The sequence below is a fragment of the Streptomyces antioxidans genome (genome assembly GCF_000968685.2).
Classification (GTDB): domain Bacteria; phylum Actinomycetota; class Actinomycetes; order Streptomycetales; family Streptomycetaceae; genus Streptomyces; species Streptomyces antioxidans.
This window is the reverse complement of sequence record NZ_LAKD02000058.1, coordinates 1-20016: the sequence shown is the minus strand read 5'-3', so window position 1 is coordinate 20016 and position 20016 is coordinate 1. Positions and strand designations below refer to the sequence as shown.

Genomic DNA, 20016 nt, shown 5'->3' with positions numbered 1-20016 from the left:
CCGCGTGCTGGAGATCGTCACCGACCCCGCGCACGGCGGCCGCTGGACCTCGCTCCGCGCGGACGGGCACGAATGGCTGTGGCGCCGCCCGGCTCCGGAGCGGGAGCGGGTGTCGCCCGGGGACGACTTCGTGGACGCGGGCGGCCTGGAGGAGTGCGTCCCCACCGTCCGCGGCACCCCCGACCACGGCGACGCCTGGTCGCGTCCGTGGCGGCGCGAGGGGGACGCGGACACCGTGCGCTGCGACCGGTTCGCGCTGGCGCGCACGATCCGCGGTACGGCCGACGGCGCCGAGGCCGACTACGTCCTCACCGCCGACCCGGGCTTCCGCTTCATCTGGGCCGCCCACGCCCTGCTCGACCTGACCCCGCGGGCGACCCTGCGGCTGCGCGAGGGGGCGCGCACCCGGCTCTTCCCGGAGGCCGCGCCGCTGCTGGACCGGCCCTGGCCGACCGGGGCGCCGTGGGTGGAGGGCGACTGGCCCGCACCCCTGGGCCTGGCCCTCGACCGGTTCGGACCGGACGACTCCACCGCGGTCGGCGCGGTCGTGGACACCCCGCGCGCCCGCGTCCACGACGGCGAACGGTGCCTGGCCCTCGCGCTCGAGGCCGACGGGCAGCCGCTGTCCGTCGCCGTGTGGCGCAACCTCGGCGGCTTCCCCGCCGGAAACCCCTACCGCAGCACCGGAGTCGAGCCGATGCTCGGCCGCGCCTTCGACCTCGCCGAGGCGGGGCCCGCCGACGCCGCGCGGGTCCCCGCCTCGGGCGAGGTCCACTGGCGGCTCACGCTCGCCACGACCTGCCGCTGCCCCTGAACCGTCCCTTGCTACGAGTGTTACGAGGAGTTCCGCCCGTGGACCTGCGAGCCGCCCTGGCCGCCCATCGGCTGGTCGCCATCGTGCGCGGCAGCGACCCCGAGGCCGCGCTGCGCACCGTACTGACCCTGGCCGACGAGGGCATCGAACTGATCGAGGTGTCGCTGACCGGCAAGGACGCACTGACCGTCATCGAGCGGGCCCGCAAGGCCCTGGGCCCCGGCCGTCCGCTCGGCGCGGGCACCGTGCTCACCGCCGACGACGCCCGCGCCGCCCACCGGGCGGGCGCCGACTTCGCCGTCACGCCCGGCCTGGGCGAGGGGCTGTCCGCCGCGCGCGAACTGGGCCTGCCGGTGCTGGCCGGGGTCATGACCCCGACCGAGATCATCGCCGCACGCGCGCTCGGCGCCGAGGCGTTGAAGATCTTCCCGGCCGCCCAGGCGGGCGGGCCGGGCTATCTCAAGGCGCTGCGGGGCCCGTTCCCGAACGAGGTGTTCGTACCGGTCGGCGGCATCGACGAGGCCGCGGCCCGCGCCCATCTGGCCGCCGGAGCGACCGCGGTCGGCATCGGCTCGCCGCTGGTCGGCAAGGCCGCGGACGGCGGCGATGCGGGCGGGGGCGGTGGGGGCGGCGCGGATAGCGGCGGCGGGAACGGCGACAGAGGCGCGGACGGCGGCGGCCTGGACGCCCTGCGCGCCCGCGCCCACGCCTTCCGTACCGCGGTCCTGGAGGCCACGCCGTGACCGAGAACCCCACCGGGCCCATCGGTCCGCGCCCCACCCGTCCCGACCGCCTCGGCCTGGGCGAGGGCATCCGCTGGACCGGCGAGGCCCTGATACTCGTCGACATCCTCGAGGGCCGTCTGCTGACGGCCCCCCAGGACCCGGCCGCGCCCCTGGAGACGCTGGCCGAACTGCCCGTCCCGCTGGGCGCGGTGGCACCCGTGGCGGACCGGCCCGGCACCTGGATCGCCGCCGCGGGCACCGGGATCTGCCTGCTCGGGCCGGACTCCACCACCACCTGGCTGGCGCGGCCCGAGGCCGGTGCCCGTCCCGCCCGGCGCATGAACGACGGCACCGCCGACCCGTCCGGTAGGTTCTGGGCGGGCAGCATGGCGTACGACGCCGACGAGGACGCGGGCTCCCTCTACCGGGTGGACCACGACGGCACGGTGGTGCGGGTGCTGACGGACATCACCATTCCGAACGGACCGGCGTTCACCGCCGACGGCCGCACCATGTACCTGGCCGACAGCGCCCGCGGGGTCGTCCGCCGTTACCCGGTCGACCCGGCGACGGGCACGCCCGGCCCGCCGACGACTTATCTCACGGTCGACGACGGCAGCCCGGACGGGATGGCCGTCGACGACGAGGGCGCGGTGTGGATGGCGGTCTGGGGGACGGGGACGGTCCGCCGCCATCTGCCGGACGGCACGCTGGACCGCACCGTACGGCTGCCCGCGAGCCAGCCCGCCGGGGTGTGTCTCCAGGGCGACGTCCTGCACATCACGACGGCCACGGTGGGCCTCACGTCACCGGGCCGGGACGACGGCGCCCTGTTCTCGGTCCGGGTGGAGGTGCCGGGACCGCCAGCGGCGGCGTACCGCCCGAGCGCGGCCCGGCCGACCGGGGGTCCGGTGTGAGCGCGCCGCGTTCCGCAGGCGGCACGGGAGCGCGCGGGCCCGCGCCAAGTGCGGCGGCGGGGGCGGCCTCGTCATGGCCGACCGGCGGCCCGTCGCTCGCCGGTGACGAGGCATCGCGGACCGACGCGTCCTGGCCCCCCACCGGCGGCAGCGTGGTCTGCGTCGGCGAGACGATGGCCGCGCTCGCTCCCGAGCCGACCGCGTCCCTGGACACCGGCGATGCCTTGCGGCTCGCCGTGGCGGGCGCGGAGTCCAACGTGGCGATGTACCTCGCGGACCTGGGCATCTCCGCCGCATGGCTCTCGGCCCTCGGCGACGACCCGTTCGGCCGCCGGGTGCGCACCGCCGTCGCCGCGGCGAACGTCGACGTCTCGGGCGTACGGTCCGACCCCCACCGGCCGACGGGCCTGCTGGTGAAGGAGCCCGGCCCCACGGGCACCCGCGTCCACTACTACCGGCGCGGTTCCGCCGCCTCGGCGCTGGGACCCGACGTCCTGGACGATCCGCGGTTCGGGTCGGCGGCGCTCGTCCACCTCACGGGCGTGACCCCCGCGCTCTCGCCGTCCTGCGGGGCCCTGGTGGAACGGGCCCTCGCGACCCCTCCGGCCGACCGCCGCCACGCCATCAGCTTCGACGTCAACCACCGCCCCGCGCTGTGGCCGGACCGCACGGCCGCCGCCACGGTCCTGCGCGGCCTGGCCGACCGCGCCGACATCGTCTTCGTCGGCCTCGACGAGGCGCGGCACCTGTGGGGCGCGGACCTCGACGCGGGCGGCGTACGCGCCCTGCTGCCGCGTCCGCGTCTGCTCGTCGTCAAGGACGGCGGCCGGGACGCGACCGCCTTCGGCGACGGGCCGGAGGTCACGGTCCCGGCCCCGCGCACGGAGGTGGTGGAGCCGGTCGGCGCGGGGGACGCCTTCGCCGCCGGTTTCCTGGCGGGGCTGCTGCGCGGCGGGCCACTGACCTCGGCACTGCGGCTCGGCCACATCACGGCCGGGTCCGCGCTCGGGGTGACCGGGGACCATGGCCCGCTGCCGGACGCCGCCACGGTCGGGCGGCTGCTCGGACTCACGGACGGGGCGTGGGCGGCGCGCGCCTGAAGCGGTTGGCGGCGCGGTTGGCGGCGCACGCCTGAAGCGGTCATGGGGGTCGCTGACGGCACGGCCTCGTGCCGCGCGCGGAGCCTGCTGCTGCCCTGCCGCCGGGCGACCGAAGCCGCCCATTTGCCTCGTATGGCGCGAATGCGCCTTTCGGTCCCTAGGTCCCGTCAAGAGTGGCCCACAGCCCCTTCCGGAACTATCGTCCGCTTCATACCGTCAAGGGCTGCGGTACTCCGCTTCACGCCGACCGACTGGACGCCTTCCGTGCCCGATCCCTCCCACGCCGCCACCTGGCGCTTCGCCCTGCCGCACACCACGGCAGCCGTACCGCTGGCGCGTGCGCTGATCCGGAACACCCTGGCCGACATCGGGGCACCCGTGGACGGCGACACGGCGGAGCTGCTGACGGCCGAGCTGGTGGCCAACGCGGTGCGGCACACGACCGGCGACGAGCCGATAGAGCTGGTGGTGGAGCTGGTGCCGACCGGGGGCTGGCAGGTCGAGGTGCACGACCAGGACCCGAATCCGCCCGGCGGGCTGGACTCGCTGGGGCGCCCGGAGGGGCCGAGGAGACCCGACGGCCTCGCCGAGAGCGGACGCGGTCTGCTGCTGATCCGCACCCTCAGCGCCGACGCGGGCTACCGGCCGACCCCGTACGGCAAGGCCGTCTGGTTCGTCCTCCCACCCGCGGATGACTGAGAGCCCCCCCCACCGACGACTAACGACTGACGACTGACGATCGCCAACGACCGACGACCGCCCGTCGAAGCGCTACCGAGCGCCCAGCGTCGCGACCAGCATCGCCTTGATCGTGTGCATCCGGTTCTCCGCCTCGTCGAAGACGACGGAGTGCTCGGACTCGAAGACCTCGTCGGTGACCTCGAGCTCGGTCAGCCCGTGCCGCTCGTGGATCTCCCGGCCGACGTCGGTGCCCAGGTCGTGGAAGGCGGGCAGGCAGTGGAGGAACTTCACCGCGTCGTTGCCCGTGGCGCGGAGCACGTCCATCGTCACCGCGTACGGCCCGAGCAGCGCTATCCGCTCGTCCCAGACCTCCTTGGGCTCACCCATGGACACCCACACATCGGTGGCGACGAAGTCCGCGCCCCGCACGCCCTCCTCGACGTTCTCGGTGAGCGAGACGCGGGCGCCGGAGGCGGTGGCGAGCTGCCGCGCCAGCTCCACGATGGTGTTGTCGGGCCACAGCAGGCTTGGCGCGACGATCCGGACGTCCATGCCCAGCAGGGCGCCGGTGACGAGGTAGGAGTTGCCCATGTTGTACCGGGCGTCGCCGAGGTAGGCGTACGCGACCCGGTCCAGCGGCTTCTCGCTGTGCTCGGTCATGGTCAGCACATCGGCGAGCATCTGGGTGGGGTGCCACTCGTCGGTGAGTCCGTTGTAGACGGGCACCCCGGCGTGGGCGGCGAGCTCCTCGACGACGCCCTGGCCGTGACCCCGGTACTCGATGGCGTCATACATCCGGCCGAGCACCCGCGCGGTGTCCCGCACCGACTCCTTGTGACCGATCTGGGAGCCGACCGGATCGAGATAGGTCGTCGAGGCGCCCTGGTCGGCGGCGGCGACCTCGAAGGCGCAGCGGGTGCGGGTGGAGGTCTTCTCGAAGATGAGCGCGATGTTCCTGCCCCGCAGCCGCCGTTCCTCGGTCCCCGCGCGCTTGGCCGCCTTCAGCTCGGCGGCCAGCTCGATCAGGCGGCGGAACTCGTCGGCGGTGAAGTCCAGCTCCTTGAGGAAGTGGCGGCCGGTGAGGTCAATCGCCATATGGGTGGCTCCTAGGTCACGGCGAACGTGGCGGATCAGCGGCTACGGCGGGGTGCCGCGGCCCGGAACCATGGAAGCATATACGACGCTCTGCATATATACGGAGACGGGTGGATGAACCCCGGCCTTACGGCCAGCGGGCGAGGCTTCGGCCCTACGGCTCCACCGGGTCCCGCTCGACCGGGCAGCTCATGCACCGCGGCCCGCCCCGGCCCCGGCCCAGCTCGCTGCCCGGGATGTCGATGACCTCGATCCCGCGCTTGCGCAGATAGGTGTTGGTCGTCGCGTTCCGCTCGTAGGCGACCACCACGCCCGGCTCCACCGCGAGCACATTGCAGCCGTCGTCCCACTGCTCGCGCTCGGCCGCGTGGACGTCCTGGGTGGCGGTGAGCACGCGGATGGAGTCCAGGCCGAGGGCCGCGGCTATCGCGCGGTGCATATGCTCCGGCGGATGGTCGGTGACCTTGAGGTCCTGGCTGCCCGCGCCCGGCTCGATGGTGTACGAGCGGAGCATCCCCAGCCCCGCGTACTGGGTGAAGGTGTCCCCGTCCACCATGGTCATCACGGTGTCCAGGTGCATGAAGGCCCGCCCCTTGGGCATGTCGAGCGCCACGATCGTCCGGGCCGAACCGGCCTCGAAGAGCCGGTGGGCGATCATCTCCACCGCCTGCGGGGTGGTCCGCTCGCTCATCCCGATCAGCACCGCGCCCTTGCCGAGCACCAGCACATCGCCGCCCTCGATGGTGGAGGGGTACGCGGCCTGGCCCTCCGACCAGACGTGGAACTCCTCCTTCGCGAAGAGCGGGTGATGGCGGTAGACGGCCTCGTAGTGCACCGTCTCGTGCCAGCGGGCGGGCCAGCGCATCGCGTTGATCGACACCCCGTCGTACACCCACGCGGAGGCGTCCCGGGTGAAGAGGTGGTTCGGCAGCGGATTGACCAGGAAGTCATCGGGCTCCATGGCGTGGAAGCGGACGGAGACCGGCTCCGGATACCGCTCCAGGTACTCCCGTTTGGTCATGCCGCCGATCAGCGCCTCGGTCAGCTCGGGGGCGGTCAGCTCGTCGAAGGCGGCGCGCAGATGATCGGTGGCCAGCGGCCCGTACTCCTTCTCGTCGAAGACCCGGTCCAGCACCAGCGCCCGCGCGTCCGGCAGGGTCAGGCTCTCGGTGAGCAGGTCCCCGAAGAGATGCACCTCGACCCCGCGGTCCCGCAGCACGTCGGCGAAGCCGTCGTGCTCCTGGCGGGCCCGGCGCACCCACAGGACGTCGTCGAAGAGCAGGGTGTCCCTGTTGGTGGGTGTGAGCCGCTTGAGCTCGAGGTCGGGACGGTGCAGTATGACGCGGCGCAGCCGCCCGGCCTCGGAGTCGACATGGAATCCCATGACCCCATCTTCGCCGCTCGCGACCCATTCTGAACGCTCAGCGACACGGATCCGCCTTCGGCGGAGTCGTAGAGGGACCCGCGCGCCGCACGGGAAGCGCCCCGCGGCCCGCCACCCGGGCGACGATCAGGCGCCGGTCGGCCCCCGCCGCGGGCCCCGCGAAAATTACCCACCGGCCGACCCCGGCAGCGGGCGGGCCCCGTGCCAGCCCCACCAGGGGCAGGGCCGTGCCCGCCACGACACCGGCCACGGCAAGGGTGGCGCCCCAGTCGCCCCCGGTGGGGGGGGCGGAGGCCGCGCCGACCGCGGCGATGGGGGTCGGAGGCCCTGCCGACCTCGGCGGGTACGGGACCCCGGCCAGCCCCGGCGGCGGGCGGCGTGCGTATCGGCCACGGCGGGGCAGGGCCCGGCTCGGTCCCGGGCCTCGGCGGGGGCGGCGCCCCAATCGCCCCCGGCGGGAGCCTGGGGTCCGGGTCCGCCCGTGCCTGCCAGGGCAAGGGCGCGGGGTCCGGGGTGCGGGTGGGCCCCGGCAGGGGCGCCGGGTCCGTGCCAGCCGCGGCAGCGGACGCCGTCCTTGTCGGCCCCAGCGGGGCCCGTGTCAGCCACGGGCGGGGCGGCGCCCTGTCGGCCCCGGCGGCGGGTGGTGCCCCGTAGCCGGGTCCGTGTCAGCCACGGCGGGGGCGGCGCCCCCGTCGCCCCCGGTGGGGGGCGGCACCCCCGTCAGCCCCAGCGCGGGCGGTGCCCGTATCAGCCGCAGCGGCGCGCAGTGCCCCGGTCGGCCACGGCGGGGTGGGGCTCGGGGTGGTTCCGGTGGCGGGCCCGGGCCGGGGCGTGTGGCTATCCGGCTGCGATCACGACGATCAGCACCAGCGCCACCGCGATGAAGCCCAGCAGGGCGGAGACCCACAGCTGGCCGGGTTGCAGGTCGATGCGGTTGCCGTCCTCGGCGCGCCCGCGCCGACGGCGGCGCCATGCCGCGCGGCGGGCGGCGCGGGCCGCCGCCTCCTGGTGCTCGCGGCGCTCCTCGGCCATGCCGCCGAACAGCGCCTTCCAGCCCTTCTCGCCGAACCCCGTGCTCTGCCGGGTGCCGACGATCCGGCGCACCACCTCACGGCCCGCGCCGTCCCCGGCCGTCCACAGGCCGGGCAGGACGCACGCCATCAGCTCCGGCACCGCGCCGCGCCGCGCATACGGGCGGACCAGCCCCTCGTACAGCATCAGCGCGTTGCGCACCCGCAGTCTGCGGTCGGGGTCCGGGGCCGGGCCGCCCGGGGCGCCCACGCCGCCCGGGGCACGGTGCGGCGGGTCGAGGTAGAGCTGGGCGAGCAGCACCTTCTCGCAGACCGCGTCCGCCAGCTCCGGTCCGCGCTCGGGCGCGCGGCGCACCAGCTCGACCACGACGCGGGTGGCCCGTTCGGCGGGCAGCCCCTCGTCGAGCGCGCTCAGCAGCTGTCCGTCGTCGGCCTCCCGCAGCACTGCGGACAGGGCGTCCCCGCCGTGGCGCAGCGCCTCGCGCAGCATCCGCGCCCCGGCGACCGAGGTCCGGCGCGCCCCCGCGCTCGCCGGGCTCCCGGTATGGCCGTGGGCATGGGTGGCCCTGCCAGTGGTCCCGTGGGTGGCGCCGCCGGTCGGCCCTTCCGTGAGCCCGTGGGCGCCCCTGCCGGTGGCCCCGTCGGTGGGCCTACCCATGGCCTCACGGGTGGCCGCGCCTGTGGGCCCACCGGTAGACCCGCCCGTGGTCTCGCGGGTAGCCCCGCCCGTGGGCCCGCCGGTAGGCCAGGCGATGGGCCCGCCCGTGGTCTCGCGGGCAGCCCCGCCCGTGAGCCCACCGGTAGACCCGCCCATGGCCTCGCGGGTGCCCCCGCCCGTGGGCCCGCCGGTAGGCCCAGCCATGGGCGCGCGAGTGGGCCCACCCGTGGCCCCGTCGGTGGGCCAGGCGATGGGCCCGCCCGTGGTCTCGCGGGCAGCCCCGCCTGTGGGTCCGCCGGTGGGCCCATCCATGGTCGCGCGGGTGGACCCACCCGCGGGTCCGTCGGTGGGCCTACCCATGGCCTCACGGGTGGCCGCGCCTGTGGGCCCACCGGTAGGCCCGCCCGTGGTCTCGCGGGTAGCCCCGCCCGTGGGCCCGCCGGTAGGCCCAGCCATGGTCGCGCGGGTGGACCCACCCGTGGCCCCGTCGGTGGGCCCATCCGTGGGTCCGTCGGTGGGCCGGGCGGTGGGGTCGTTTGTGGGTTTGCCTGTGGTCTGCGTGCCTGTCGGGTCCTCTGTCTCTCTCACCATTGACGTTCTCCTCACAGTGCCTCCAGCACCTCCCGTATCCGCGTGGCCGCCCCGGCGTCGATCGGTTCGTCGCCGTCCTGTGCCAGCCGGGGCAGGAAGTCGCACAACACGGCCAGCTGCCGCTCGTCCCCCGCCGCCCGCCGGATCCAGCCGACCAGCGCGTCCTCCGCCGCCCCGGCCGATCTGGCCCAGGTCAGCGCGGCCCGTAGCAGCTCGGCCAGGCGCGGGCCGCACTCCGGATGGGCCGCGAGCAGCGCCGTGGCCAGCGGCCAGGCGGCGTACGGCTCCAGCTCCGGCACCTCGCACAGCCCCCACAGATGCGAGGTGCGGGTGGTGACCGCGCGCAGTGCCGCGAGCAACGCCAGGTCCCGGCGGGCCCGCCGGGTGTCGCGCAGCCAGTGGGTGAGCGCGGCCAGTACGGTCTCCGGCTCGGCCGCGGCCAGCAGCCGCACCACGCCGTAGGAGGTGGTGCGGCCGTCGTCGGCGCGGGCGAGCCGCCCCAGTTCCTCCAGGGACGCCGCGACCGAGCCCGCCGCAAGGCCGTAGCCGTGGGCGAGCGCGGCGGTCTCGCGCTCCCGCTCGTCGTCGCCGCGCGCCCATGCGTGCAGCAGCCCGTTGATGGCCGGGCGCACCTCCGGGGCGCGGGACGCCTCGGCGAGCGCGGTGGCCGCCGCCATCCGCTGCACCGGGCTGTCCGTACGGGCCAGTGGCAGCGCCAGTTCGACCAGGCCGTAGAGGTAGTCGCGGGCGCACAGCACGCCCGCCGCGACCGCCGCACGCACCCACACCTGGGGGCGCGGGTCGTCGCACAGCCCGCGCAGCCAACGGGCCATCGGGCCGCGGAGGTTGTGGTGGGCGTCCCATGCCTCGTGCAGCACGGCGGGCGCCAGCCGCCGCCCTTCGAACCACACCGCGCGCACGGGCACCGAGGCGTCCCCCAGGTCCTCCACCCCCTCGCCGTGCACCGCGCGCGCCGTGGCGAGGCAGGCCCCGGGGTGGGCGGAGAACAGCGGGCGGCCGGGCGCGTACTGCGGATCGAGCGTCACGGCCAGCTCCCAGGCCAGCAGCTCGGCGGCCTCCGCCATGACGCTGTGCGCCGAACCGTCGAAGACGGCGAGCGCGATCCGCAGCGCGGCGGCGCGCAGCGCGGGCAGCGCGGCGGGCAGTGTGCCGGGGTGCCCGGCCTCCAGGAACCACTCCCGGGCCTGGTGCGGGGCGAACGAACGGCAGTGCTCGAGCAGCCGCTCGTCGGACAGCCGCCCCTCGGCGTGCGCGGCCACGTACCCGGCCAGCCGGGCGGCCTCGCCGGGCCGTGGCTCGTCCAGGCCAAGCGCCTCGGCCAGCTCGGGGCGCCGGGCAGTGGCCCGGGCCGTCTCCAGCAGTCCGGCGGGGCGGTCGGCGAGCAGTTCGGTGAGGTGGCGGTCGAGGACGTCGGCGGCGGCCGGGGGCCGGTACGCCACGGCGTGGCGGCGGCCGCGCAACAGCCGGTCGGCGACCGGGCCGCCCGCGACCAGCACCACGCAGAACGCCTCGTGCTCGGCGAAGTGGGCGCGCAGCCGGTCCAGCAGGTGTCCGGCCGTGGACCCGGGCGCGGATTCGGGCGCGGATTCGGCCTGGTCGGCGGGGAGTTCGAGGAGATAGCCATGGCCGCGCTCGGTCTTCTCCACGCCCGTCTCCACGCCCTTCTCGACGCCGGACGCCCCGTCCGGGCCGGTGTAGAGGAGCCGGGAGACCCCGCCGCCGGTCAGCTCGGCCAGCTCGGCGAGGAGGGCGAGCCCGGTCCAGGCGCGGCCGGTGCCGGGCTCGCCGCACAGGGCCAGCAGATGGGTGCGGCGCAGCTGGTCGCGCATCGCGGCATGGCCGGGGACGGCACGGTGGAGTCGGCGCAGCCGGGCCAACTCCTCGCGCGGCACCGGGCCTTCGGGCAATGGGCCGTCGGGCACCGGGTACGGCGCCGGTTCGGCGCACGGCCGGGCGGGGCCGTAGGTGATGTGCAGATGGGCGCGGGCCTCACGGGCCGTACGGGCACCACCCGGCTGGCCCGCGCCGTCCAGCGGGTCGCCCTGGGGGAAGTCCAGCCGTCGTCCCCGCGACTGTGCCGGGGCGCTCACCCCTTCCGGTGTGCTCATCTCTTCCGCTGCGCTCATCGCCCGCCGTCCTCCATGCCGTGGTCCCCGTCCCGCGATGTGGTCCGATGTGGTGCGATGTGGTGGTGACCGGGGGCCGGTGAAGGCCGGAAGCGGGCGGCGGGGCCTCGTCCCCCTGCCCACCCCGCCGCCCTTCTCCGGTGCGGGGCGCTCGGGCCCTGTCCGGCAGGCCGTCACCGGACAGTGGCCGGGCCGTGCGCACCCCCGTCGCCCACGGTCCCGCGCCCTGTGCCAACTCCAGGGTCGCCGGGGAGCGGCGGGACGGCTGTAGCCGTTTACACAGTCGCGCGGAAAAGCGAAGGAGTGTGCGCCCACGCCCAGTCGCGGGAGAGTGCGCGCCCGCGCTCAGTCCCGGGGCCGCGCCGGAATCTGCTCCCCCGTCGCGCGGCCCTCGGCCAGCAGCCGCAGCAGCCCGATGTCCATCACCTCGAAGCGGCGCGAGGCGGTCCGGACCACACCCTGGCCGCGCAGCAGCCGCAGCGCCTTGGCGACCGCCTCCCGGGTCGAGCCCACGGCGGCGGCGATGTCGTGCTGGGGCATCTGGAGATCGATGGTGATGGTGCCGTCGGCGCCGGAGCGGCCGGTGCGCTCGGCGAGTTCCACGAGGCGGGCCGCCAGCCGCTGGAGCACCTTCTCGGAGGCGAGTGAGCGCCGCTCCCCGTCGGAGCTGCGCAGCCGGGAACTGAACTGACGCATGATCAGTACGGTCGCGACGGGACGGGCGGCCAGATACGCCCGGAACCGGTCGCCGGAGACCACCACCGCCTCCATCGGCCCGAGCGCGGTGACGGTGGCACTGCGCGAGCCGTGGTCCACCGCGGCCTGGTCGCCCACGACCTCGCCCGCCCCGCGCAGCGCCAGGATCAGCCGCACTCCGCGCTCGGTCTCCACCGAGACGGTGGCCCAGCCGGAGGTGATCGCCACGACGAAGGTCGTGCGGTCGTGCTCGCGCAACACGACCTCGCCGGGGGCGTAGGAGCGGGGAGTGCCGAGGGCGAGCAGGGCGCGGCGGTCCTCGGCGGGGAGCGCGTGGAGAAAGGGCCGCCCGTCCTCGAAGAGACTCATCCGCCCTCCCCGCTCAGCTCGTCGTCGTCATGGCCTGCGGAGAATCCAAGGACCGCTCAGCACGCTAGGCAGGTGGCACGGGCACGTCAATGGTGCCGTATCGGGTCCGTTCCACAGCGCCGTATCGGGGCCGCGCCGGATCCATTGCCCCCGCCCTGGCCGGTACGCGTCTCCTCGCCCTGGCCGGTACGCGCCTCCCCGACCTCGGCAGTGGCCTCCCCGACCTCCGCGGTACGCACCTCCCCGGGCTCGGTGCGAACGCGGGTGCGCAAGGCGGTGCCCGCGACGGCCGCGAGCGCGGCGGTCACGGCCGTGAAGACCCACCCGGCGCGCAGCGCGTCAAGCCCCGGCCGTGCGGCGCCCCCGGTGATCATGACAAGGGCCGCGACGCCCAGGGCCGAGCCGCCCTGCCGGGACATCATCAACACCCCGGAGCCCAGCGAGAGCTGACGGGCCGGAAGCAGTCCGGCTGCCGCGAACATCACCGGCTGGTAGAGCCCCGCCCCCAGCCCGGCGAGCACCAGGCCGGGCATGAGCTCCACGGCGTAGTGGGTACCGTCGCCGCCCGCGAGGAGCAGCCACCACATCGGCCCCGCGACGAAGCACAGCCCGCCGGTGATCGCCGCGGTGCGCTCCCCCAGCACCCGTACGATCCGCCCCGACAGCATCGACACCACCAGGACGGTGAGCGGCCAGGGCGTGACGGCCAGCCCCGCGCTGACCGTGGACCAGCCCCACGCCCCGGTGAACAGCAGCGTCGCGGCGAGCAGCAGAGAGGCGTAGGCGAGGAAGTAGCTCAGCAGCCCGAGCGCGGCGGCGGTGAAGGCACGGGTCCTGAACAGTGCCGGGTCCACCACCGGATCCGGGTGGCGGCGTACGTGTGCCACGGCCAGCGCGCCCAGGACCAGGCCCGCCGCGAGGAAGCCGAGGGTGGCCGGGGCGCCGTAGCCCCAGTCGGCGGCCTCGACGCAGGAGGTGGTGAGGGATCCGGTGGCCAGGAGCACCAGCAGCGTGCCCAGCGGATCGAGGCGGCGGCGCTGACCGCGTACGGGCCCGGTGCGCGGCAGCAGCCGCAGCCCGGCCACCCAGGCCGCCAGCACCACGGGCGGGTTGACGAGGAAGATCAGGCGCCAGTCGGTGGCGGCGAGCAGACCGCCCGCCACCGGCCCCGAACTCGCCGCGACCGCGCTCACCGCCGTCCAGACGCCGACCGCCGTGGCCCGTTCGCGCGCCGGGAAGGCGGGCAGCGCGAGCGAGAGGGAGGTGGGCACCAGGACGGCCGCCGCCACGCCCTGCACCACGCGCGCCGCGATCAGCGTGCCGAGCCCGGGGGCGGCCCCGCAGGCGAGGGAGGCGAGCCCGAAGAGCGCGATACCGGTCAGGAACGAGCGCCGCCCGCCGATCGCGTCGGCCAACCGCCCGGCCGGGACCAGCAGCGCCGCGAGCACGATGGTGTAGGCGTTGAGCACCCAGGACAGGTCGGCGGTGGACGCCGAGCTGAAGTCCGCGCCGATCGCGGGGAAGGCGATATTGACCGCGATCATGTCGAGCACGGCGAGGAACTGGGCCGCCGACGCGACGGCGAGGATCAGCCAGCGGCGGCGGCCGGGGGCTGGGTCGGTCTGGTCGGGGGCAGCGGCGGGGACCGTATCGCTGCCAGGGGCCGTATCAGGGGCGGAGGCCGTGGCGGGTGCGGACACACCGCTCCCCCGGCCCTTCGCGGAAGGGGTCGTCATGCCCGTCCAGCATCGTTCCCGGGACCCGGCGGAACGAGTGGCAGGAGTGACAGCATGCGCTACATTTCTGCCATGCGGTCCATAGCCCTCGCCGTCACCCCGGGCATGCCGATCTTCGATCTGGCGGTGCCCTGCCATGTCTTCGGCTCCGATCGCCCCGAACTCCCCGACCCCTGGTATGAGCTGCGGGTCTGTGCCGTCGGGCCGGGCGGTGAGGGGGCCGGTGCACCGGTCGCCGCCCGCTCGTGGTTCGCCACCCACACCCCGTACGGCACCGAGGAGCTGATCACGGCGGACACCGTGATCGTCCCGGCCTCGGCCGATGTGCGCGGCGATCCGCCCCAGGAGCTGATCGACGCGCTGCGCGAGGCCCATCGGCGCGGCGCCCGCATCGTGTCGCTGTGCTCGGGCGCGTTCACCCTCGCCGCGACCGGACTGCTCGACGGCCGTACGGCGGCCACCCACTGGATGTACGCCGCGCTGTTCGCCGAGCGCTATCCGGCCGTACGGCTCGATCCGTCCGTGCTCTACGTCGACCACGGCGACGTACTGACGGGGGCGGGGTCCACGGCGTGCATCGACGTCTGTCTGCATCTGGTGCGCGAGGACTACGGCACCGAGGCGGCGAACACCCTGGCCCGGCAGCTCGTCGCGCCCGCCCACCGGCCGGGCGGCCAGGCCCAGTACATCGAGGCGCCGTTGCCGGAGCGCACCGATGACTCGCTCGGCCCGCTGCTGCACTGGGCCGCCGAGCGGCTGCACGAGCCGCTGACCGTGGCCGACCTCGCCCGCCGCGCCCACACCAGCCCGCGCACCCTGGCCCGCCGCTTCCACGCCGCCACGGGCACGACGCCGCTGCGCTGGCTGCAGGGCCAGCGGATCGCGCGCGCCCGCGAGCTGCTGGAGGGCGGCGAGCTGCCGGTGGACCGGATCGCGGAACTGTGCGGACTGGGCACGGCGGCCAACCTGCGCCGCCACTTCGCCCGAGCGGTCGGGGTCCCCCCACACGACTACCGCCGCGCCTTCCGCTCCCGCGAAGCGCGAACCCCGTCGGCCGTCTGACCCCAGACGGCCCGGGCCCCCGGGCCCAGGAACGCCGTCCCGGTCGGCCCTCGGCCCGCTCGAGGGCTGGGCCGCCCGGACGCCTGCGGCGCGGACGCCAGCTGCTGGCCCGGGAAGGCCCCGGCCCCCGGCCCCCGGCCGCTTGACGCCTCGGGCCCGGCCACGGCCGGGCCCGAGGCGCGGGTGTCCGGCGGACCACGCGGCGGCTCCACGCGGCTCCGCCGCAGGGCAGGGGCTCCACCGCAGGGCCCGGGGCCCAGGGGTCTGGGGCGGAGCCCCAGTTTCGGGAAGGGGAGGGGAACAGCCCGCCGCAGGCGTCACGCCCCCCCGGAGACTCCGAACCGTCGTCCCTACAACCGCGGGTCCACCGGCTCCGACTCCAGGGCGAGCACCGCGAAGACCGCCTCGTGGACGCGCCACAGGGGCTCGCCCTCCGCCAGCCGGTCAAGCGCCTCCAGGCCGAGCGCGTACTCGCGCAGGGCGAGTGAGCGCTTGTGGCCCAGGTGACGCTCGCGCAACCGGGCCAGGTTGTCCGGGCGGGTGTACTCCGGGCCGTAAATGATGCGCAGATACTCGCGGCCCCGGCACTTCACGCCCGGCTGGACCAGTCGGCCGTCGCCCTTGCGGACGAAGCCCTGGAGCGGCTTGACCACCATGCCCTCGCCGCCCGCGGCCGTCAGGTCCAGCCACCAGCGCACGCCCTCGGCGACCGACGCCTCGTCCTCGGTGTCGACGATCAGCCTGCGGGTGGGGGCCAGCAGCCGGGTGCCGTCGGCGGCGGGCTTCTCCGCCTCGATCATCCGGTCGATCAGGGCGAGTTGCTGGTCGTGCGGAAGCGCGGTGGCGAGGTTGCGGCCCTGGACGGCCAAGATCTGGAACGGCGCCATACGGAGGCCGTCCAGCCCGTCGACCGGCCAGCAGTAGCGCCGGTAGGCAGCGGTGAACGCGGCCGCGTCCGACGCCCGTTCGCGCTGCTTGCCGAGCAGTGCGGACACCTCGACACCGCGCGCCTCCGCGCCCTCCAGCGCCGCGAGGACGCCGGGGAAGACGGCGCGCGAGGCGGCGCCCACCGCCGCGTACTGGTGGCGCAGCAGCCCCTCGGCCTTGAGCGACCACGGCAGCAGCTCGGCGTCCAGCAGCACCCAGTCGGTGTCCAGCTCCTGCCACAGCCCGGCCCGCTCGAGGCAGCCGCTCAGCCCGCCCAGCACCGTCTCGGTGAGCTTCGCGTCGTCGAAGAACGGCCGTCCGGTGCGGGTGTGGAGCGCCCCGGAGACGCCGTCCGGCGTGCTGAAGCGCTCTCGCGCGATGTCCGCGTCACGGCAGACGAGCGCCACCGCGCGCGAGCCCATGTGCTTCTCCTCGCAGATCACCTGGCGCACCCCGTCCGCGCGGTAGGCGGCGAACGCCTCCGCCGGGTGCTCGAGGAAGCCGCCGTCGGCGGCTCCGCCGGTGCCCTCCTCGGAGGCGGCGGCCGGCTCCTTGGAGGTGGCGGTCGGCGCCATGGTGGGCGGGAGATAGCCGAGCAGCCGGGGGTCGACCGCGAACCGGCTCATGACCTCGAGCGCCGCCGCCGCGTTCTCCTCCTTGACCGCGATCCGGCCCGTGTGGCGGGTCTCGACGATCCGGCGGCCCCGCACATCGCCCAGGTCCAGCGGACGCCCGTCGGCGCCTCCGGGGGCCTCGGTGGTGAGCGGCTTGACCGGTTCGTACCAGACCTGCTGGGCCGGAACGTCCACCAGCTCGCGCTCCGGCCAGCGCAGCGCGGTCATCCGGCCGCCGAAGACACAGCCGGTGTCCAGGCAGATGGTGTTGTTGAGCCAGGAGGCGCGGGGGGTGGGGGTGTGGCCGTAGACCACGGCGGCGCGGCCACGGTAGTCCTCGGCCCATGGGTAGCGCACGGGGAGGCCGAACTCATCGGTCTCGCCGGTCGTCTCCCCGTACAGGGCGTGCGAGCGGACCCGGCCCGAGGTGCGGCCGTGGTACTTCTCGGGCAGCCCGGCGTGACACACCACCAGCCCCCCGCCGTCCAGTACGTAGTGGCTGACCAGCGACTCGATGAAGTCCCGCACCCGGTCGGCGAAGGCCGGGTCCGCCTGGTGCTCCCGGTCCAGCTGCTCCACGGTCTCGGCGAGGCCATGGGTGACCTGGACCTTGCGGCCCTTCAGATAGCGGCCGAGCTTGTTCTCGTGGTTGCCGGGCACGCACAGGGCCGCGCCGGAGGCGACCATGCCCATCACCAGGCGCAGCACCCCGGGGCTGTCGGGGCCGCGGTCGACGAGGTCGCCGACGAAGACCGCGGTACGGCCCTCGGGGTGGGCGGCGTCGACCGGGCGGCCGAGCTCGTCGCGGCGCAGGGCATAGCCCAGCTTGCCCAGCAGGGTCTCCAGCTCGGAGCGGCAGCCGTGGATGTCGCCGATGATGTCGAACGGGCCGGTGAGGTGGCGCAGATCGTTGTAGCGGCGCTCGGTGGCGACCTCCGCGGCCTCGACCTCATCGGCGCCCCGCAGGACGTGCACCTTGCGGAACCCCTCGCGCTCCAGGGACTTCAGCGAGCGGCGCAGCTCACGGCGCTGGCGGGGAATGACATGGCCGGGCATTTCGGCGCGGTCGGGGCGCTGGGCGTTGCGCCGGGCGCACTCGCCCTCGGGGACGTCGAGGACGATGGCCACGGGCAGGACGTCGTGCTCGCGTGCGAGCGCGATCAGGCTGCGGCGGGATTCGCTGCGGACGTTGGTGGCGTCGACGACGGTCAGCCGTCCGGCCGCCAGCCGCTTGCCCGCGATGTAGTGGAGCAGGTCGAAGGCGTCGGGGGTGGCGCTCTGGTCGTTCTCGTCGTCGGCGACCAGCCCGCGGCAGACGTCGGAGGAGACGACCTGGGTGGGCAGGAAGTGGCGCCGGGCGAAGGTGGACTTGCCGGCGCCGGTGGTGCCGACGAGCACCACGAGGGACAGGTCGGGCACGCCGATGGTGCGCTTCTCCTCGGTCATGCTGCCGCCTCCTTCGCGGTGGTCGCGGTGGCCGCGGTGGCCGTATCAGCCGCAGTGCCCGCGGTGGCCACGGCAGTCGTGGCGGCGCGGTCTCCGCTCCGGCTGTCGGTGCCGTCGTCGCCGCCCTCGGCGGCGCCGCGGAAGAGCGCCAGCTGGGTGGGCGGGCCGACCTCGGGGTCCTCGGGGCCCACGGGGCGGAACTCCACCGCGTAGCCGTGCCGTTCCGCGACCTGCTCCGCCCAGGCCCGGAACTCCTCGCGGGTCCACTCGAAGCGGTGGTCGCCGTGGCGCATCCGCCCGGCGGGCAGCGTCTCCCAGCGCACGTTGTACTCCGCGTTGGGCGTGGTCACCACGACGGCCTTGGGCCGTGCGGCACCGAACACCACATGCTCAAGTGCGGGCAGCCGGGGCGGATCCACATGCTCGATCACCTCGCTGAGCACCGCCGCGTCATATCCGGCGAGCCGGGAGTCGGTGTAGGTGAGCGCGCCCTGGGTCAGCCTCAGCCGCGCCGACTGCCGCTCGGCCGCGCCCGTGTCGAAGCCGGGGCGGTCCAGCCGCAGTCTCCGCGCCGCCTCGTTGAGCGCGCGCATCGACACATCGACGCCCACGATCTCGGTGAACCGCGCCTCCTTCAGCAGCTCGCCCAGCAACTGGCCCTGCCCGCAACCCAGATCGAGCACCCGGGCCGCCCCGGCGCCGCGCAGGGCGTCGAGTATCGCCTCCCGCCGCCGGACCGCCAGCGGCACGGACGGCTCCTCGGCCCCGGTCCCGGCCTCGTTCTCGTCCTCGCCCACCAGCTCGGCCGCCGACGGTTCCCCGACGGCGTTGTCGATCTCCTCCGCCGCGGTGTCATCGGCCTCGGCGAGCCGCGCCAGCTCCAGCCGCTCCAGCGCGCTGCGCGTCAGCGACCAGCGCCGGACCAGATAGCGGTTGGTGATCAGCCGCTGCTCGGGGTGGCCCTCCAGCCAGCCCTCACCGGAGCGCAGCAACTTGTCGACCTCGTCCGGGGCGACCCAGTAGTGCTTGGCGTCGTCGAGCACGGGCAGCAGCACATACAGCTGGCGCAGGGCGTCGGCCAGCCGCAAGTCGCCTTCCAGCACCAGACGTACGTACCGCGAGTCGCCCCATTCCGGGAACTCCTCGTCCAGCGCCACCGGCTCGGCCGTCACCGCCCAGCCCAGCGGCGCGAAGAGCCGCTCGACCAGGGCCGCACCACCGCGCGCGGGCAGCGCGGGCACCTCGATCCGCAGCGGCAGCGCCCGCTCCGGCAGCTCGGGCCGTGCCTTGCACTGGCCCCGCAGAGCGCTGGAGAAGACCGAGCTCAGCGCGACCGCGAGCAGGGAGGAGGCGGCATACGGGCGGTCGTTCACATACTGCGCGAGCGCGGAGTCCGGGGCGCCGCCCCGGCCCTTGCCGCGGCCCCGCCGCACCAGCGCCACGGGGTCCACTTCCAACAGCAGCGCGACGGTGCAGCGTTCGGCGGTGGCCTCGGGGTAGAGGACGTGTGCGGTGCCGTAGGAGGTGGAGAACCGCTGCGCCTTGTCGGGATGCTTGTGCAGCAGAAACCCGAGATCGGTCGCGGGGCGCTCGGCCGTGCCGGTGGTGGATATCGTCAAGAACACCCGCCCGAGTATCGCCCGGCGATCCTCCCTCACCTAATGGTTTCTCGCCAGCACGGCTTCGGGGCGCCCACCGGATCTGCCCCCGCCCCGCCCCTTCCCGATACCAGGGGCCCGCCCCTGGACCCTGGCCCCAGGGCAGAACCCCACCCCACGGCGAAGCCGCACCTATCGATACACGCAGAAAGGGCCCCAGAGCCCGGACCCAGCGCGAACCCCACCCCGGAGCCCGGGAGCAAAGCCCCCGGCCGGGGCCTGGGAGCAAAGCCCCGAGCTCTGGGCCCGAACCGAACCACAGCCCGGAGCCCCGGGCCCGGGGCTCCGGGGGCGTCCCCGGCAGCCCTGAAGCGGAACGCTGGCCCGCGGCCCCGGGTCACGTCCGCTGGAGTGGTGTATCGACG

The 20016-nt window shown here is 75.2% G+C and carries 14 protein-coding genes; 6 read left to right on the top strand and 8 right to left on the bottom strand.

Features of this window, described 5'->3' with window-relative positions; translation table 11 throughout:
• The first annotated feature begins 4 nt into the window (after window positions 1–4).
• The 5 genes from VT50_RS23210 to VT50_RS23190 all read left to right on the top strand — a co-directional run bounded on the left by VT50_RS23210 (window position 5) and on the right by VT50_RS23190 (window position 4255).
• Window positions 5–814: a hypothetical protein gene (locus VT50_RS23210; protein WP_046084404.1), complete on the top strand. Its 810-nt coding sequence runs from the start codon at window positions 5–7 to the stop codon at window positions 812–814.
• A gap of 38 nt (window positions 815–852) precedes the next feature.
• Complete coding sequence (locus VT50_RS23205) at window positions 853–1557, top strand: bifunctional 4-hydroxy-2-oxoglutarate aldolase/2-dehydro-3-deoxy-phosphogluconate aldolase (RefSeq protein ID WP_046084403.1); 705 nt, start codon at window positions 853–855, stop codon at window positions 1555–1557.
• Window positions 1554–2456 (top strand): SMP-30/gluconolactonase/LRE family protein, encoded by a 903-nt coding sequence (locus VT50_RS23200; RefSeq protein ID WP_046084402.1) that lies wholly within the window; start codon window positions 1554–1556, stop codon window positions 2454–2456. The genes VT50_RS23205 and VT50_RS23200 overlap by 4 nt, the downstream gene beginning before the upstream one ends.
• Window positions 2457–2608: 152 nt before the next feature.
• Window positions 2609–3556 (top strand): sugar kinase, encoded by a 948-nt coding sequence (locus tag VT50_RS23195; RefSeq protein ID WP_046084401.1) that lies wholly within the window; start codon window positions 2609–2611, stop codon window positions 3554–3556.
• A gap of 264 nt (window positions 3557–3820) precedes the next feature.
• Window positions 3821–4255 carry an ATP-binding protein gene (locus VT50_RS23190; protein ID WP_046084400.1) on the top strand — a complete coding sequence of 145 codons (435 nt, stop codon included), beginning with the start codon at window positions 3821–3823 and terminating at the stop codon, window positions 4253–4255.
• 72 nt (window positions 4256–4327) lie between these two features.
• Here the strand turns inward: VT50_RS23190 and argF are convergent, their stop codons facing one another.
• The 6 genes from argF to VT50_RS23160 all read right to left on the bottom strand — a co-directional run bounded on the left by argF (window position 4328) and on the right by VT50_RS23160 (window position 13944).
• On the bottom strand, window positions 4328–5332 hold the full coding sequence (argF, locus tag VT50_RS23185; RefSeq protein ID WP_046084399.1) for an ornithine carbamoyltransferase: 1005 nt from the start codon (window positions 5330–5332) through the stop codon (window positions 4328–4330).
• Between the two features lie 154 nt (window positions 5333–5486).
• Entirely contained in the window at window positions 5487–6716 is a 1230-nt protein-coding gene (locus tag VT50_RS23180) for an arginine deiminase (protein ID WP_046084398.1), read from the bottom strand.
• 837 nt (window positions 6717–7553) lie between these two features.
• Complete coding sequence (locus tag VT50_RS23175; RefSeq protein WP_240529279.1) at window positions 7554–8405, bottom strand: hypothetical protein; 852 nt, start codon at window positions 8403–8405, stop codon at window positions 7554–7556.
• 602 nt (window positions 8406–9007) lie between these two features.
• Window positions 9008–11143, bottom strand: a complete 2136-nt coding sequence (locus tag VT50_RS23170) for a hypothetical protein (protein ID WP_240529273.1) — start codon at window positions 11141–11143, stop codon at window positions 9008–9010.
• A 345-nt stretch (window positions 11144–11488) separates the two neighbouring features.
• The gene (locus tag VT50_RS23165) at window positions 11489–12208 is read right to left on the bottom strand and encodes a Crp/Fnr family transcriptional regulator (protein WP_046084396.1); all 720 of its coding nucleotides are present in this window, start codon (window positions 12206–12208) and stop codon (window positions 11489–11491) included.
• 86 nt (window positions 12209–12294) lie between these two features.
• Window positions 12295–13944, bottom strand: coding sequence for an MFS transporter (locus tag VT50_RS23160; RefSeq protein WP_078840552.1), 1650 nt, complete (start codon window positions 13942–13944; stop codon window positions 12295–12297).
• 54 nt (window positions 13945–13998) lie between these two features.
• Between VT50_RS23160 and VT50_RS23155 the strand changes: the two genes are divergently transcribed.
• Window positions 13999–15006 (top strand): GlxA family transcriptional regulator, encoded by a 1008-nt coding sequence (locus VT50_RS23155; protein WP_420822214.1) that lies wholly within the window; start codon window positions 13999–14001, stop codon window positions 15004–15006.
• Window positions 15007–15356: 350 nt separating this feature from the next.
• Here the strand turns inward: VT50_RS23155 and VT50_RS23150 are convergent, their stop codons facing one another.
• Together VT50_RS23150 and VT50_RS23145 are read right to left on the bottom strand one after the other, a co-directional pair.
• Window positions 15357–17993: a polynucleotide kinase-phosphatase gene (locus VT50_RS23150; protein ID WP_079343874.1), complete on the bottom strand. Its 2637-nt coding sequence runs from the start codon at window positions 17991–17993 to the stop codon at window positions 15357–15359.
• Window positions 17990–19618, bottom strand: coding sequence for a 3' terminal RNA ribose 2'-O-methyltransferase Hen1 (locus VT50_RS23145; protein ID WP_079343873.1), 1629 nt, complete (start codon window positions 19616–19618; stop codon window positions 17990–17992). Before VT50_RS23145 ends, VT50_RS23150 begins: the two co-directional genes overlap by 4 nt.
• Between the last annotated feature and the right edge of the window lie 398 nt (window positions 19619–20016).

Bases quoted from the DNA above. Each gene is read 5' to 3' on its own strand.
- VT50_RS23155 (WP_420822214.1), top strand. From the start codon at position 13,999: ATGCGCTACATTTCTGCCATGCGGTCCATAGCCCTCGCCGTCACCCCG.
- VT50_RS23170 (WP_240529273.1), bottom strand. From the start codon at position 11,143: ATGAGCGCAGCGGAAGAGATGAGCACACCGGAAGGGGTGAGCGCCCCG.
- VT50_RS23175 (WP_240529279.1), bottom strand. From the start codon at position 8,405: ATGGGTAGGCCCACCGACGGGGCCACCGGCAGGGGCGCCCACGGGCTC.
- VT50_RS23180 (WP_046084398.1), bottom strand. From the start codon at position 6,716: ATGGGATTCCATGTCGACTCCGAGGCCGGGCGGCTGCGCCGCGTCATA.
- argF (WP_046084399.1), bottom strand. From the start codon at position 5,332: ATGGCGATTGACCTCACCGGCCGCCACTTCCTCAAGGAGCTGGACTTC.
- VT50_RS23165 (WP_046084396.1), bottom strand. From the start codon at position 12,208: ATGAGTCTCTTCGAGGACGGGCGGCCCTTTCTCCACGCGCTCCCCGCC.
- VT50_RS23160 (WP_078840552.1), bottom strand. From the start codon at position 13,944: ATGACGACCCCTTCCGCGAAGGGCCGGGGGAGCGGTGTGTCCGCACCC.
- VT50_RS23150 (WP_079343874.1), bottom strand. From the start codon at position 17,993: ATGACCGAGGAGAAGCGCACCATCGGCGTGCCCGACCTGTCCCTCGTG.